This window comes from Roseococcus pinisoli, from assembly GCF_018413645.1.
Classification (GTDB): domain Bacteria; phylum Pseudomonadota; class Alphaproteobacteria; order Acetobacterales; family Acetobacteraceae; genus Roseococcus; species Roseococcus pinisoli.
On sequence record NZ_JAHCDA010000005.1, the window covers coordinates 98,588 to 111,510 of the forward strand.

General features: G+C 70.6%; 12 protein-coding genes. 9 read left to right on the plus strand and 3 right to left on the minus strand.

Annotated elements, in window-relative coordinates; all coding sequences use genetic code 11:
* Positions 1–64 precede the first annotated feature (64 nt).
* The 3 genes from KHU32_RS21245 to KHU32_RS21255 are packed head-to-tail and all read left to right on the plus strand — an operon-like array spanning position 65 to position 2,906.
* Positions 65–784, plus strand: a complete 720-nt coding sequence (locus KHU32_RS21245) for a TRAP transporter small permease subunit (RefSeq protein WP_249681491.1) — start codon at positions 65–67, stop codon at positions 782–784.
* A gap of 5 nt (positions 785–789) precedes the next feature.
* Entirely contained in the window at positions 790–2,202 is a 1,413-nt protein-coding gene (locus tag KHU32_RS21250) for a TRAP transporter large permease (RefSeq protein ID WP_249681492.1), read from the plus strand.
* Complete coding sequence (locus KHU32_RS21255) at positions 2,199–2,906, plus strand: hypothetical protein (RefSeq protein WP_213672181.1); 708 nt, start codon at positions 2,199–2,201, stop codon at positions 2,904–2,906. Before KHU32_RS21250 ends, KHU32_RS21255 begins: the two co-directional genes overlap by 4 nt.
* A gap of 43 nt (positions 2,907–2,949) precedes the next feature.
* Here the strand turns inward: KHU32_RS21255 and KHU32_RS21260 are convergent, their stop codons facing one another.
* Genes KHU32_RS21260 through KHU32_RS21270 form a run of 3 tightly spaced genes read right to left on the minus strand, consistent with a single transcriptional unit; the run spans position 2,950 to position 4,666 of the window.
* Positions 2,950–3,423 carry a DUF3237 domain-containing protein gene (locus KHU32_RS21260; protein WP_213672182.1) on the minus strand — a complete coding sequence of 158 codons (474 nt, stop codon included), beginning with the start codon at positions 3,421–3,423 and terminating at the stop codon, positions 2,950–2,952.
* A gap of 39 nt (positions 3,424–3,462) precedes the next feature.
* Entirely contained in the window at positions 3,463–4,239 is a 777-nt protein-coding gene (locus KHU32_RS21265) for an RMD1 family protein (RefSeq protein ID WP_213672183.1), read from the minus strand.
* A 10-nt stretch (positions 4,240–4,249) separates the two neighbouring features.
* A complete protein-coding gene (locus KHU32_RS21270) occupies positions 4,250–4,666 on the minus strand; it encodes a rhodanese-like domain-containing protein (protein ID WP_213672184.1) in 417 nt (138 codons plus the stop codon).
* Between the two features lie 95 nt (positions 4,667–4,761).
* Between KHU32_RS21270 and KHU32_RS21275 the strand changes: the two genes are divergently transcribed.
* The 6 genes from KHU32_RS21275 to glyS all read left to right on the plus strand — a co-directional run bounded on the left by KHU32_RS21275 (position 4,762) and on the right by glyS (position 12,922).
* Entirely contained in the window at positions 4,762–5,496 is a 735-nt protein-coding gene (locus KHU32_RS21275) for a maleate cis-trans isomerase family protein (protein WP_213672185.1), read from the plus strand.
* A 74-nt stretch (positions 5,497–5,570) separates the two neighbouring features.
* Entirely contained in the window at positions 5,571–7,673 is a 2,103-nt protein-coding gene (locus KHU32_RS21280) for a TonB-dependent receptor (protein WP_213672186.1), read from the plus strand.
* An 8-nt stretch (positions 7,674–7,681) separates the two neighbouring features.
* Complete coding sequence (locus KHU32_RS21285; RefSeq protein WP_213672187.1) at positions 7,682–8,062, plus strand: DUF6525 family protein; 381 nt, start codon at positions 7,682–7,684, stop codon at positions 8,060–8,062.
* Between the two features lie 45 nt (positions 8,063–8,107).
* Positions 8,108–9,763 carry a gamma-glutamyltransferase gene (gene ggt, locus KHU32_RS21290; protein WP_213672188.1) on the plus strand — a complete coding sequence of 552 codons (1,656 nt, stop codon included), beginning with the start codon at positions 8,108–8,110 and terminating at the stop codon, positions 9,761–9,763.
* A 138-nt stretch (positions 9,764–9,901) separates the two neighbouring features.
* Positions 9,902–10,780: a glycine--tRNA ligase subunit alpha gene (locus KHU32_RS21295; protein ID WP_213672189.1), complete on the plus strand. Its 879-nt coding sequence runs from the start codon at positions 9,902–9,904 to the stop codon at positions 10,778–10,780.
* 3 nt (positions 10,781–10,783) lie between these two features.
* Positions 10,784–12,922, plus strand: a complete 2,139-nt coding sequence (glyS, locus tag KHU32_RS21300; protein WP_213672190.1) for a glycine--tRNA ligase subunit beta — start codon at positions 10,784–10,786, stop codon at positions 12,920–12,922.
* Position 12,923: the final 1 nt, after the last annotated feature.

Consider the following 12,923-nt stretch of genomic DNA (forward strand, 5'->3'; position numbering starts at 1 on the left):
ACGTCGTCAGGGCCCGGAACGCTTCCGGGCCCCTTTTCTGCCGTGCAGAGGGAGGCGGGAAAACTTGACCGACAGCATATTCATCGGCGGCCTGGCCTGTCTGGTCGTCGCCGCGCTGATCGTGGGCATCGCATTTTCGGGCAGCGCGACGGTAAGCCGGGCCCTGCTCGCGGTAGACAGGCTCTCGACCTTCGTCGGGCAGACCTTCTCCTGGTGCATCCTGCTCCTGACGCTCGTCATCACCTACGAGGTCATCGCCCGGAAGTTCTTCGCGGCGCCGAGCAACTGGGGATATGACACCCAATACATGCTCTACGGCCTGCTGTTCATGTTCGCGGGCGCCTACGCGCTCAGTCGGAACGGGCATGTCCGCGGCGATTTCCTCTACCGCATGATGGCCGCCCGCCGGCAGGCGATGCTCGACCTCCTGCTCTACATCCTGTTCTTCTTCCCCGCGATCTTCGCCTTCATGATCGCGGGCTATCATTTCTTCGAGCTGAGCTGGCTGCAGAACGAGCGCAGCATGTTCTCGCCCTCCGGCCCGATCCTCTGGCCCTTCAAGGGCATCATCCCGATCGTGGGCTTCCTCCTGCTGCTCCAGGGCCTCGCCGAAGTGGTGCGCTGCGTGCGCTGCATCCGCAGCGGCGAATGGCCGCAGCGCCTCTCCGACGTGGAGGAACTCGACCAGATCATCCTCGCCAAGGCCGCCGAGCAATCGCCGGAGGAACTCGCCCGCGCGCTCGCCGAAGAGGGTGACGCCGCGCTGACCGCCAAGGGACCGTGACGCTCATGATTTCCGACGCCGGCCTCGGCCTGACGCAGCTCTTCCTCTTCCTCTTTTTCATTCTGCTGGGCTTCCCCATCGCCTTTACCCTGATGGCGATGGGGCTGTTCTTCGGCTACCTCGGCATGGGCGACCGCGTGTTCGACCTGCTGATCCAGCGCACCTACGCGGTCATGAGCAGCGACGTGCTGATCTCCGTGCCGCTCTTCGTGCTGATGGGCTACATCATCGAACGCGCGAACATCCTCGACCGGCTGTTCCGTGCGCTGCAGATGGCCTCGGGCAATATCCCCGGCAGCCTCGCCGTCGCCACGCTCGCCACCTGCGCGCTCTTCGCCACGGCCACCGGCATCGTGGGCGCGGTGGTGACGCTGATGGGCCTGCTCGCCTTCCCGGCCATGCTGCGCGCGGGCTACGACCCGAAGCTCGCGGCCGGCGTGGTCTGCGCGGGCGGGTGCCTCGGCATCCTCATCCCGCCCTCCATCATGCTGATCCTCTATGGCGCGACGGCGGGCGTCTCGGTCGTGCAGCTCTATGCCGCGGCCTTCCTGCCGGGCCTCATGCTGGCCGGCCTCTACATCGTCTATGTGATCGGGCTCGCGATCATCCGGCCGGAGGTGGCGCCGCGCCTGCCGCCCGAGGCGGTGAAGGTGCCCTTCGGCAAGCTTTTCTGGGCGCTGCTGACCAGCTTCTTCCCGCTCGCCCTGCTGATCTCGATGGTGCTCGGCGCCATCCTGATGGGCCTCGCCACGCCGTCCGAGGCAGCGGCGATGGGCAGCCTCGGCTCGCTGGTTCTGGCCGTGGCCTATCGCTCCTTCTCCTTCGAGAAGCTGAAGGAGAGCGTGTTCCTTACGGCGCGCACCAGCGCCATGGTCTGCTGGCTCTTCGTCGGCTCCTACATCTTCAGCTCGGTCTTCGGCTATCTGGGCGGCCAGGGCGTGGTGGAGGAATTCGTCAAATCGCTGCCGCTCAACACCGTCACCTTCCTGCTGCTGGCACAGGCGATCGTCTTCATTCTCGGCTGGCCGCTGGAATGGACGGAGATCATCGTGATCTTCGTGCCGATCTTCCTGCCGCTGCTGGACGATTTCGGCGTGGACCCGATGTTCTTCGGCGTCCTCATCGCGCTGAACCTGCAGACGAGCTTCCTCTCGCCCCCGGTCGCCATGGCGGCCTTCTACCTGAAGGGCGTGGCGCCGAAGCACGTGAAGCTGGAGGACATCTTCCGCGGCTGCATGCCCTTCATCGGCATCGTCCTGCTCACCATGATCGCGGTCTATGTCTTCCCCGGCATCGTGACCTGGCTGCCGGACCAGCTATATGGAGGGGAGTCAGGTCCGCCCGCGATCCAGATGGATTCCGCGCCGGCGGGCGGCTTCCAGGAAGAAGAGATTCCCGAATTGCCCCCCCTTCGATGAGTGAGACTTCCGCCGCCCAGGCGGCCCGTTACCTGGCGGAGGCCTGGACCTCCGGCGATCCGCTCGCGCCCTTGCCCGAGGGGCTTGCCCCTCAGGACATGGCCGCGGGCGAGGCCATCGCGGCCGAGCTGGTATCGTCGCTCGGCCTTCCCGTCTGCGGCCTGCGCCTCGCACCTGGGCCGGACGGGCTGTCGCGGATCGCGGCGCCCCTTCTGGAGCCGCGCATGCTGCGCGCGGGCACGCCCATCGCGCTGTCCACGCTGCGCCACCCGCGCATCTCCGCCGGCGTGCTGGGCGTCCTGGCCGAGCCGCTGGAGGCCGCGGGCGAACCCGTCTTCTCCGCCCTGCATCCGGTGATCGACATCGCCGCCAGCCGCTATTCCGCGCCCGCGACCGACGGCGCGCATCAGCTTGCCGACCTCAACGGCCTCGGCCTCGTGCTGGTGGGCAAGCGCTGGATCGGCGCGGTGCCGGAGGATGCCGAGGCGCGCATCAGCCTCACGGGCATGCGCCCGCGGCCGCTGCGCGCGCCGCTCGCGGCCCTGATGCGGGAGGCCGCCGAGGCCGCCCTCCGCTGGGGCGGCCTGCCGGCCGGCGCGGTGCTGGTGGTGTCGGGCCTGGCCACGGGCTCCCCGCCCCTGCCGGGCCAGAAATGGTCCGCCGCCATCCCGCCCGTGGGCCGGATCACGGCCGTCCTGGGATAGCCGAAGGGGTGGAGCGCCGCCTTCGCCGCGGCGCCCGACCGCTCTACCGGATGGCGTAGACGTCGTAGCGCGGGCCGGTGGGCGGGCGCTGCCCCACGCCGACCGCGATCACCCGGTTCATCCAGGCGAGGTCGGCCGCGCCCGTCGTGAAGCGCATCGCCACGCGGAAATAATAGTCGGCCGCCGGCACCGCCTCGCCGGCATTGAGCCGCGCCAGCACCTCCGGCGCGCCGGTCCGCACCCCCGAATACTGGGCATAGACGAGGCTTCCCGAGGCGGCCCGGATCGTCAGGCGGACGTCCATATGCGCGGTGCCGTCGGCCTCCACGCGCAGCCAGTCGGCCGCCGTGCCGCCCAGGACCTCGCCCTGCAGCCGAGGCCCGGCGACCTTGCCGCCAGTGACGTTGATGATGCGCAGGTCGAAGCCGTCCGGCCCCTTGCCCACCATCTGCGGGGTGCCCACGGCGAGTTCCATGGTGAAGAGATGCTCGCTGGCGAGCGGCAGAATTTCGGGCATTCGTTGTCCTCCCTGAAGCGCGAGGATGCCCGCCCGCGGCTAGCGCAGCAATCCATAGAGCGTCGCCACCACCTCGATGCCGATGAAGAGCGCGACGGCGATCTCCAGCACCTGCGAGCGCTGCCCCTGGATCAGCGACAGCAGCGTCTGCATCGTCTCGCCGATCACCACCAGCTTGGCATCGAGCGCGGCGGAGCGGTCGGCGAGTTCATATTCCTCGGCGAGGCGCTGGTGCAGGCGCTCGAGCTCGGCATGCTCCCACAGCGTCTCGGGGCGGTCGCCGGCCTGCACGCGCGCGGTGGCGTGGCTGCGCGCGGCCAGCGCGTCGCCCACGGCGCGCAGCAGCCGGCGGGAGAAGATGGCGAGGCGCCCGGTCCGGCGCAGGCTGGCGACCACGGGATCCATCCCGTCCAGCGTGCGGGCGAGCTCGCCCTCCTGATGGGTAAGCGCCGCGCTCTTGGCCATGGCCTCGGCGACCAGCGCCAGGCGCGGCGGCGCGAAGTCGATCAGCTGGATCTCGCCGCCTTCGGCCACATCATCGCGGGCGGCGCCATCGGCGATCCAGGCGCGCTCCTCCACCGGAAGGTCGAGCGGCGAGGAGATGCGGTCCCGCAGCAGGCGCAGCATCGCGTCGCGCTCGGCCTCGGTGGCGCCGAAGAGCACCAGCCCGCCCCAGCGGAAGACGAAGGCCCCGAGGCCAGGGCCGTCGCGCAGCATGACGGGATCGGCGCCGCTGCCGGCGGCGCGGGCCAGGCCGCGGAGCTCCAGGCGCTCCCCCAGCAGGAAGGCCTGCGCCTGGATCCGCGTGCCGCTCAACCCCGTGCTGTCAGCGCTGGCGCCAGGGCAGGTTGTTGGCCTTCCAGCCCGCCACGCGGCCGCGATGGCCCTCGTGGTCGACCGGGCCCTCGAAGCCGTCGGCAACGTTGAAGGCCTGCGGGAAACCGGCCGCCTGTGCCGCCTGGCCCGCCGCGAGGCTGCGCGCGCCGGAGCGGCAGAGGTAGTAGACGTGGCTGTCGGCCGTCACGCCGGCCTTACGCAGATGCTCAGCGAAATGGCCGTTCACCTGCATGGTGGGAAAGACCTGCCAGGGGATGAGCACGACCTGCTTGCCCAGGGAGGAGAGATCGGGGACGCCCACGAAATTCCATTCGGCATCGGTCCGCACGTCCACCAGGACGGCGTTGGGATCGGCTTCGAGCGCAGCCCAGCTATCGGCGGGCGAAACGTCGGGCACACCGGACATGGCTTGCTCCTTTGGTATGGGGGCCCCGACAATGGTGTCAGGATGGTGCGGGGGCAATGCAGCCCCATGGATTCGCGACGAATTTCGGAGGCCGCATGCGCCTGGGCTTTCTCACCCCCTCCTCCAACACGGTGCTGGAACCGGCCATCGCGGCCCTGCTGCGCGACCATCCGGAGATCACCGCGCATTTCGCGCGCTTCCGGGTGACGGCGATCAACCTCGGCGAGGCCTCCAGGGGCCAGTTCGACACGGGGCCGATCCTGGCCGCGGCGGAGCTGCTGGCGGATGCCAAGGTGGCGGCGATCTGCTGGGCCGGGACCTCCGGCAGCTGGCTCGGCGTCACGCAGGACGAGGCGCTCTGCGCCGCCATCACCGCGCGGACCGGCATCCCCGCGACGACGGCGACCCTGGCGCTGCATGAGGCGCTGCGGGCGGCCGGGGCGCGGCGCGTGGCGTTGGTGACGCCCTATCTGGCCGAGGTCCAGGCGGCGATCGTCGCCAATCTGGAGGGCGCGGGCCTCACCGTCACGGCGGAGCGGCATCTCGAGGATCCCGGCAATTACAGCTTCGCGCTCCATGCCGCGGAGACGGTGGACACGCTGGTGGAGGCGGCCGTGGCCGAGGCGCCGACGGAGGCCGTGATCATCCATTGCACGAATTTCCGCGGCCTGCCGGGCGCGGTGGCGCTGGAGGAACGGCTGGGGCCTCTCATCCTGGATTCCGTCGCGGTCTCGGTCTGGGGCGCGCTAGGCGCGGCAGGTGCCCGGGCCGGATTGCCCGGCGGGCGGCTGTTCCGGCTTGCCGGGCAGCTAGATGACGGGGCGCGCTGAAATGTTATACTGTCCATCTTGCCGATAGTGATGTTATAGTATTACGTAATCCTTGAACGCCTCAAGGGTTACTCATGCGCCTGTCTCCCCTCTGGATCGTCGCCGGCCTGGCGCCGTCCGCCGCCCTCGCCCAGGCTCCCCAGCCCATCGACCTGCCCGCCATGTCGGTGACGGCGAGCCCCATCGCCGGCGACCAGCCCGGCACCTTCGTGCCCGTCACCGATCTCGACCGCGAACGCATCGCGCAGGACCCGGCCCGCTCCCTCGGCGACGTGATGCGCGACGAGCCAGGCCTTTCGGCCACCACCTTCGCCCCCGGCGCCAGCCGCCCCATCATCCGCGGCCTCGATAATTTCCGGGTCCGACTGCAAGAGAACGGCTTCGGCGCCGGCGACGTCTCCGCCTATGGCGAGGACCATGCCGTGCCGCTGGACCCGCTGACCGCGGAGCGCATCGAGGTGATCCGCGGCCCGGCCTCCCTGCGCTGGGGCTCGCAGGCGATCGGCGGCGTGGTGAACGTCATCAACAACCGCATCCCGACCAGCCTGCCCGGGCAGGCCGTCTCCGGCCGGGTCTCCGGCGGCTGGAACAGCGGCAGCCGCGGCTGGGACGGCGCGGCCAGCACCGACGTCCGCGCCGGCAACGTCGTCGTCCATGGCGACCTCTTCGGCCGCCACGATAGCGACTATTCCATCCCGGGCGGGCGGCGGCAGGCCAATACCGGCGTGCGGACCGATGGCGGCTCCATGGGGCTCAGCTACTTCTTCGACCAGGGCTTCATCGGCACCTCGGTCTCGCGCTTCACGAGCCTCTACGGCATTCCCGGCGAGGCGGATGCGCTGGCCGGCACCTCGATCCGCATGGAGCAGACGCGCTGGGCCAGCCGGGGCGAGTACCGGCCGGGCTCGGGGCCCATCCGCAGCGTGAACTTCTGGCTCGGCTACACCACCTACCGCCACGAGGAGATCGGCGCGGGGCACGACGACCACGATCACAGCGATCACGACCACCCGGCGACCGGCGAGCGCCTGGTCCATGGCGGCTTCCGCAACAATTCCTGGGACGGGCGGCTGGAGTTCCAGCACATGCCCGTCCAGACCGGCCTCGGCGAGCTGAACGGCACCTTCGGCCTTTCCTACGAGCAGGAGAACCTCCGGACGACGGGTGAGTTCTTCGAGTTCCTGCCCTCCGCCCGGACCAACCGCGCGGCCGGCTACCTCTTCGAGGAACTGCGCCTCTCGCCCGTCTGGCGTCTGCAGGCGGCCGCCCGCCTGGAATTCGTGCGCATCGCGGGCTCCACCGCGGCCTTCCCGGACGGGCTGCTGCCGGTCGACGCGGATCAGGAGCTGGAGAACGCCTCGCGCCGCCGGGACTTCATGCCCGCGAGCTTCAGCCTCGGCCTGCTCCGCGACCTGCCCTGGGCCATGCAGGGGCGCGCGACGGCGCAATACGTGCAGCGGGCGCCGAGCGCGGCCGAGCTCTTCTCGCGCGGCGCGCACGACGCCTCCGGTACCTTCGACGTCGGCGCCCCGAACCTGCGGAAGGAGGCGGCCACCACCGTCGAGCTCGGGCTCGGCCGCCGGACGGGCGCCTTCCGCTTCGACACCAGCGCCTACTACTCGCGCTACAACGGCTTCATCTATCGCGCCCTGACCGGCAGCACCTGCGGCGAGGAATTCTCCTCCTGCGCCCCGAGCGGCGGCGGCGAGTTCCGGCAGGTCGCCTATGGCCAGCGCGACGCCACCTTCTACGGCTTCGAGGGCCGGGCGGAGCAGGATGTCCTGCGCCTCGGCAGCGGCACGGCCGGCGTCTCGGGCCGCTACGACTTCGTCCGCGCCGAATTCGCCAATGGCGCCGGCAACGTCCCGCGCATCCCGCCGCACCGGCTTGGTGCCGGCCTCTGGTGGCGCAGCGCGAGCTGGCAGGCCAGCGTCGACTACCTGCACGCCTTCGACCAGACGCGCACCGGCACGAACGAGACGCGCACCAACGGCTACGACCTTCTGGGCGTGCGGATCGGCTACACCGCGCAGCTCGGCGGCACGCGGGCGGTCAACTTCTCCGTCATCGGCAACAACCTTCTCGATTCCGAGGTGCGCAACGCCGCCTCCTTCAAGAAGGACGAGGTGCTGCTGCCCGGCCGCAGCGTGCGCTTCCTGATGACCATGACCTTCTGACGGCCCCCATGCCTCCGCTCCCCTCCCCCGGCCCGGATGCCAACGACGTCACGGAGCGGCCGCGCCTCTGGCGCCGCTTCGGCGGCGACGACTGGGCGGCCTTCGACGCCCTGCCACCGGCCGTGCGCCAGCATCTCCACGAGCACGCCTATGACGCCTGGACGGTCAATGCGCTGATCCTCTGGAGGATCTTCCGGCGGCAGACGGCCAGCAGCGCGCGCGGCGTGGCGCGGCTGCTGAACCATCTGCGCATCTGCGAGCGCCTCGAGCTCGAGGCCTTCGCGGAGGCCTATGCCCGGCAATGCGGCGGCACCCTGCCGCATGTCGCCGCCGGGGCCTCGACCCTGCGATACGGGGCGGCGGCGCGCCGCCCCAGGCGCCGAAGGTAGCCTACCCGGCTTGCCGAGCCGGCCGCATCGCGCGAGCCTCCCGTCATGACGACATGGCGCGCCCGCGCGGGCACCACCTTCACCCCTCAGAAGCAACCCGCCTTCGGCGCCCGCGGCATGGTGGTCACGAACCACCCGGCCGCCAGCGCCGCCGGCGCCCAGATGCTGGCCGAGGGCGGCAATGCGGTGGACGCCGCGGTCGCCGCCATCCTCGCCCTGACGGTCTGCGAGCCGATGATGGTGGGCATCTTCGGCGGCGGGCTCATGCACATCGCCTCGCCGGACGGCCGCCACGAGGTGCTGGACGGCATGGCCACCTGCCCCCTCAGCTCCCGCCCCGAAATGTATGAGGGCCAGGATCCGCGCCGGCAGAGCGTGGGGGCCCTCTCCGTCGCCGTGCCCGCCAATCTCCTGGCCTGGGAGGCCGGGCTGAAGCGCCATGGCCGCTTCTCCATGGCCGAGGTGATCGAGCCCGCCATCCGCCTCGCCTCCAAAGGCTTCGAGACGGGCGGCTATCTGCATGAATGCATCGCGGAATCCGCCGCCGACCTGGCGCTCGACGCCACCATCGCCAAGCTCTTCCTGCCGGGCGGCACGCCGCTGGCTGCCGGCTCGCGCCTGGTGAACGAGCCGCTGGCCGAAAGCCTGCGCGCCGTGGCGCGCGAGGGCGCGGCCGCGCTCCACCAGGGCGACCTCGGCACCTCCGCCTCCTACGATCTGGCGCGCAAGGGCGGCATCATCACCACCGACGACCTCGCCGCCACGCGCATGATCCAGCGCGAGGCCGTCCGCGGCACCTATCGCGGCATCGAGGTCTATGGCCCGCCGCCGCCCTCGGCCGGTGGCGTGCATGTGCTGCAGATGCTGAACCTGCTGGAGGCCTACGACATCGCGGCCAGCGGCTTCGGCACGCCGGAGACGCTGCATCTCATCGCCGAGGCGCTGAAGATGGCCTTCGCCGACCGCGCCGTCGCGACGGCCGACCCGGCCTTCCTGGAAGTGCCAGTGGCCAGGCTCATCAGCAAGGAATACGCGGCCGAGCGGCGCGCTTTCCTGGACAAGGCGCGGGCCAAGACCTGGTCGCCCGGCATCACGGCCATGGAGAGCGCCAACACCACCCACATCACGGTGGCCGACCATGAGGGGCGGATCGCCTGCTGCACGCATACGATCAACAGCCTCTTCGGCTCGAAGATCATGCTGCCGGAAAGCGGGCTGATCCCGAACAACTACATGGCGCTCTTCGACCCGCGCCCGGGCCTCGCGCAGTCGGTGGAGCCGGGCAAGCGCATCACCACCTCCATGTCGCCGCTGATCCTGCGCAAGGACGGCAAGCCCTATGCGGCGCTGGGGCTGCCCGGCGGCCTGCGCATCTTCGCCTCGACCTTCCAGGCGGTGATGAACCTGATCGACCACGGCATGTCGCTGCAGGAGGCCGTGGAGGCGCCGCGCCTCTGGACCATGGGCGGCCCGGTCGAGATGGAGGGCGCCTTCTCGGCCGAGGTCCGCGCCGCCATGGCAGCGATGGGCCACGACGCCGTCGCCATGCCGCATGTGGCCGGCGGCATGGGCGCCATCCGCTGGCACGAGGACGGCCTGATGGAGGGCGCCTCCTGCTGGCGGGCCGACGGCGCGCCGGTCGCGATCGGCGGCGGCCCGGCCCAGGCGGGCGTGCGCTTCTGGCCGGACGCGCGACGGTAAGTTCCACTCCCGGGCGCCGGGCCTGCCGGCGCCCACCCTTCCGGAGGGCCACGAGCCCTGTTCTTTTCGGGTGGCGGCCAAGCCTCCCGGGAAGGGGCTCCGTTGGTTTTCCGGTCCGGGACCGCTATGAAGCCCGCGATGACCGAAAAGCCCCTCTCCTTCCAGCAGATGATCCTTCGCCTGCACGACTACTGGTCGTCGCAGGGTTGCCTCATCCTCCAGCCCTACGACATGGAGATGGGCGCCGGCACCTTCCATCCGGCGACCACGCTGCGCGCCCTCGGCCCGCAGCCCTGGAGCGCGGCCTATGTGCAGCCCTCGCGCCGGCCGTCGGACGGCCGCTACGGCGAGAACCCGAACCGGCTGCAGCACTACTACCAGTACCAGGTCATCATGAAGCCGAGCCCGCGCGACCCGCAGGCCATGCTCATGGAGAGCTACAAGGCCCTCGGCCTCGACCCCGCGCTGCACGACATCCGCTTCGTCGAGGACGACTGGGAGAGCCCGACGCTGGGCGCCTGGGGCCTCGGCTGGGAAGTCTGGTGCGACGGCATGGAAGTGACGCAGTTCACCTATTTCCAGCAGGTCGGCGGCATCCCCTGCGAGGTCCCCTCCTGCGAGCTGACCTACGGGCTCGAGCGGCTGGCCATGTATATCCAGGGCGTCGAGAACGTGTACGACCTCGACTTCAACGGCCGCGGCGTCACCTATGGCGACGTCTTCCTCCGCGCCGAGAAGGAATACAGCGCGCATAATTTCGAGCATGCCGACGTGGCGCTGCTGAAGCGCCATTTCGAGGAGGCGGAGCAGGAATGCGCCGCCCTGGTCGCCAAGGGCCTGGCCATGCCGGCCTATGACCAGTGCATCAAGGCCAGCCACCGCTTCAACCTGCTGGACGCCCGCGGCGCCATCAGCGTGACCGAGCGTGCGGCCTATATCGGACGTGTGCGGGCCCTCGCGAAGGCCTGCTGCGAGAGTTGGCTGGCGGGCGCGGCCCAGCATGAGCGGGTGGCCTGATCCATGTCTGAACTGCTGATCGAATTCCTTACCGAGGAAATCCCCGCGCGCATGCAGGCCCGCGCGGCCGAGGATCTGTGCCGGCTGGCCAAGGCCGCCCTCGCGCCCCTGATCCAGGGCGAGCCGAAGGGCTTCCACGGCCCGCGGCGCCTGGGCTTCGTGGCCGATATGGCGCTCTCGGCCGAGACGCCCGCCCGCGAGGAGCGCGGCCCGCGCCTCGGCGCGCCCGACCAGGCCCTGGCCGGCTTCCTCAAGAAGCACAATGCGACCCGCGAGATGCTCGTCGAGCAGAACGGCTTCCTGGTGCTGGTGAAGCCCGGCGAGACCATCACTGCCGAGGCCGTGCTGCACCGCGCCCTGCCCGATCTCGTCTGGTCCTTCCCCTGGCCCAAGAGCATGCGCTGGGGCAGCTCCGCCCTGCTCTGGGTGCGCCCGCTGCAGCGCGTGCTGTGCCTGCTGGACGGCAAGCCCGTGCCGGTCGCGCTCGCGCGCGGCAATGACGCGGCCCATGGCCTCGTGGCGGCCGACCTTACCGAGGGCCATCGCGTCCATGCGCCCGGCGCCTTCGCCGTGACCGGGGCGGCCGACCATGCCCGGAAGCTGCGCGAGCATTTCGTCGTCTCCGACGCCGAGGCCCGGATGGCGATCATCCGCGACGGAGTGGCCGCGCTCGCCGCCGCCGAGGGGCTGGAGGTCGTGCCCGACGAGGGTCTGCTGGCCGAGGTCGCCGGCCTCGTCGAATGGCCCGTACCGCTGCTCGGCCGCATCGAAGACGGCTTCATGGACCTGCCGGCCGAGGTGATGCGCACCTCCATGCGCGTGAACCAGCGCTACTTCGCGCTGCGCCGGCCGGACGGCACGGCCGCGCCGTTCTTCGCGCTGGTGGCGAATATAGCGGCCATCGACGGCGGCAAGGCGCTGGTGGCAGGCAATGAGCGCGTGCTGCGCGCCCGCCTCTCCGATGCGCGCTTCTTCTGGGACCAGGACCGCAAGCAGAAGCTGGAGGAGTTCCTCCCGAAGCTCGACGGCGCGGTCTTCCACGCCAAGCTCGGCACGCAGGGCGAGCGCGTCCGTCGCATCGCGAGGCTCGCAACCTTCCTCGCGCCGCTGGTCGGCGCCGATGCGGCGCTCGCGGAACGCGCGGCGCTGCTCGCCAAGGCCGATCTCGTCTCCGGCATGGTCGGCGAGTTCCCGGAGCTCCAGGGCGTGATGGGCGGCTACTATGCGCGCCTGCAGGGCGAGGATGCGCGCGTGGCGGATGCCGTCGCGCAGCATTACCGTCCGCTGGGCCCGACCGACGCCGTGCCGACCGAGCCCGTCGCGATCGCGGTCGCGCTGGCGGACAAGCTGGACCAGCTCGCGGGCTTCTTCGCCGCCGATGAGCGGCCGACCGGCAGCGGCGATCCCTTCGCGCTGCGCCGCGCCGCGCTCGGCGTCATCCGCATCCTGCGCGAGAACGGCCTGCGGCTGCGCCTGGTGGATATCCTCGGCGAGGCCTTCTTCGGCTTCCCGCAGGCCACGGGCACGACCGCCACGCCGGAATTCGGCATGGCCGTGGCGCAGGAGCGCATGAAGGCCGGCGCGCCGGCCGAGGGCCGCCACCCGCCGATGGTCGCTGCCTTCGCGGCCGGCGTGGTCGACTTCCTCACCGACCGCCTGCGCGTGCAGCTTCGCGCCGAAGGCGCGCGGCACGACCTCGTCGCCGCCAGCATCGGCCAGGATGACGACATCCTGCGCATCCTTTCCCGCGCCGAAGCGTTGAAGGGCCTCGTCGAATCCGAGGACGGAAAGAACCTGCTGGCCGCCTACAAGCGCGCGCAGAACATCCTGCGCATCGAGGAAAAGAAGGACGGCCCGCATTCCGGCGCGGTGGACGAGGCTCTGCTCGCCTTGCCGGAGGAAAAGGCGCTCAATGCCGCCCTCGACGCCATCGACGGCTCCGTCCGCGAGCTGCTGGCTGCCGAGAAGTTCGGCCCGGCGACCTCGGCCCTCGCCGCGCTCCGCGCGCCGGTGGATGCCTTCTTCGAACGGATCATGGTCAACGATCCCGAGCCTTCATTACGCCGCAACCGCCTGCGACTACTCTCCCGCCTCCGGGCCGCGATGGACACGGTGGGCGACCTCTCCAAGATCGAAGCCTGAA

Coding starts and splice junctions, on each gene's coding strand:
- KHU32_RS21250 (WP_249681492.1), top strand. CDS start 790: ATGATTTCCGACGCCGGCCTCGGCCTGACGCAGCTCTTCCTCTTCCTC.
- KHU32_RS21270 (WP_213672184.1), bottom strand. CDS start 4,666: ATGTCCGGTGTGCCCGACGTTTCGCCCGCCGATAGCTGGGCTGCGCTC.
- KHU32_RS21295 (WP_213672189.1), top strand. CDS start 9,902: ATGACCGAAAAGCCCCTCTCCTTCCAGCAGATGATCCTTCGCCTGCAC.
- KHU32_RS21280 (WP_213672186.1), top strand. CDS start 5,571: ATGCGCCTGTCTCCCCTCTGGATCGTCGCCGGCCTGGCGCCGTCCGCC.
- glyS (WP_213672190.1), top strand. CDS start 10,784: ATGTCTGAACTGCTGATCGAATTCCTTACCGAGGAAATCCCCGCGCGC.
- KHU32_RS21275 (WP_213672185.1), top strand. CDS start 4,762: ATGCGCCTGGGCTTTCTCACCCCCTCCTCCAACACGGTGCTGGAACCG.
- ggt (WP_213672188.1), top strand. CDS start 8,108: ATGACGACATGGCGCGCCCGCGCGGGCACCACCTTCACCCCTCAGAAG.
- KHU32_RS21260 (WP_213672182.1), bottom strand. CDS start 3,423: ATGCCCGAAATTCTGCCGCTCGCCAGCGAGCATCTCTTCACCATGGAA.
- KHU32_RS21285 (WP_213672187.1), top strand. CDS start 7,682: ATGCCTCCGCTCCCCTCCCCCGGCCCGGATGCCAACGACGTCACGGAG.
- KHU32_RS21255 (WP_213672181.1), top strand. CDS start 2,199: ATGAGTGAGACTTCCGCCGCCCAGGCGGCCCGTTACCTGGCGGAGGCC.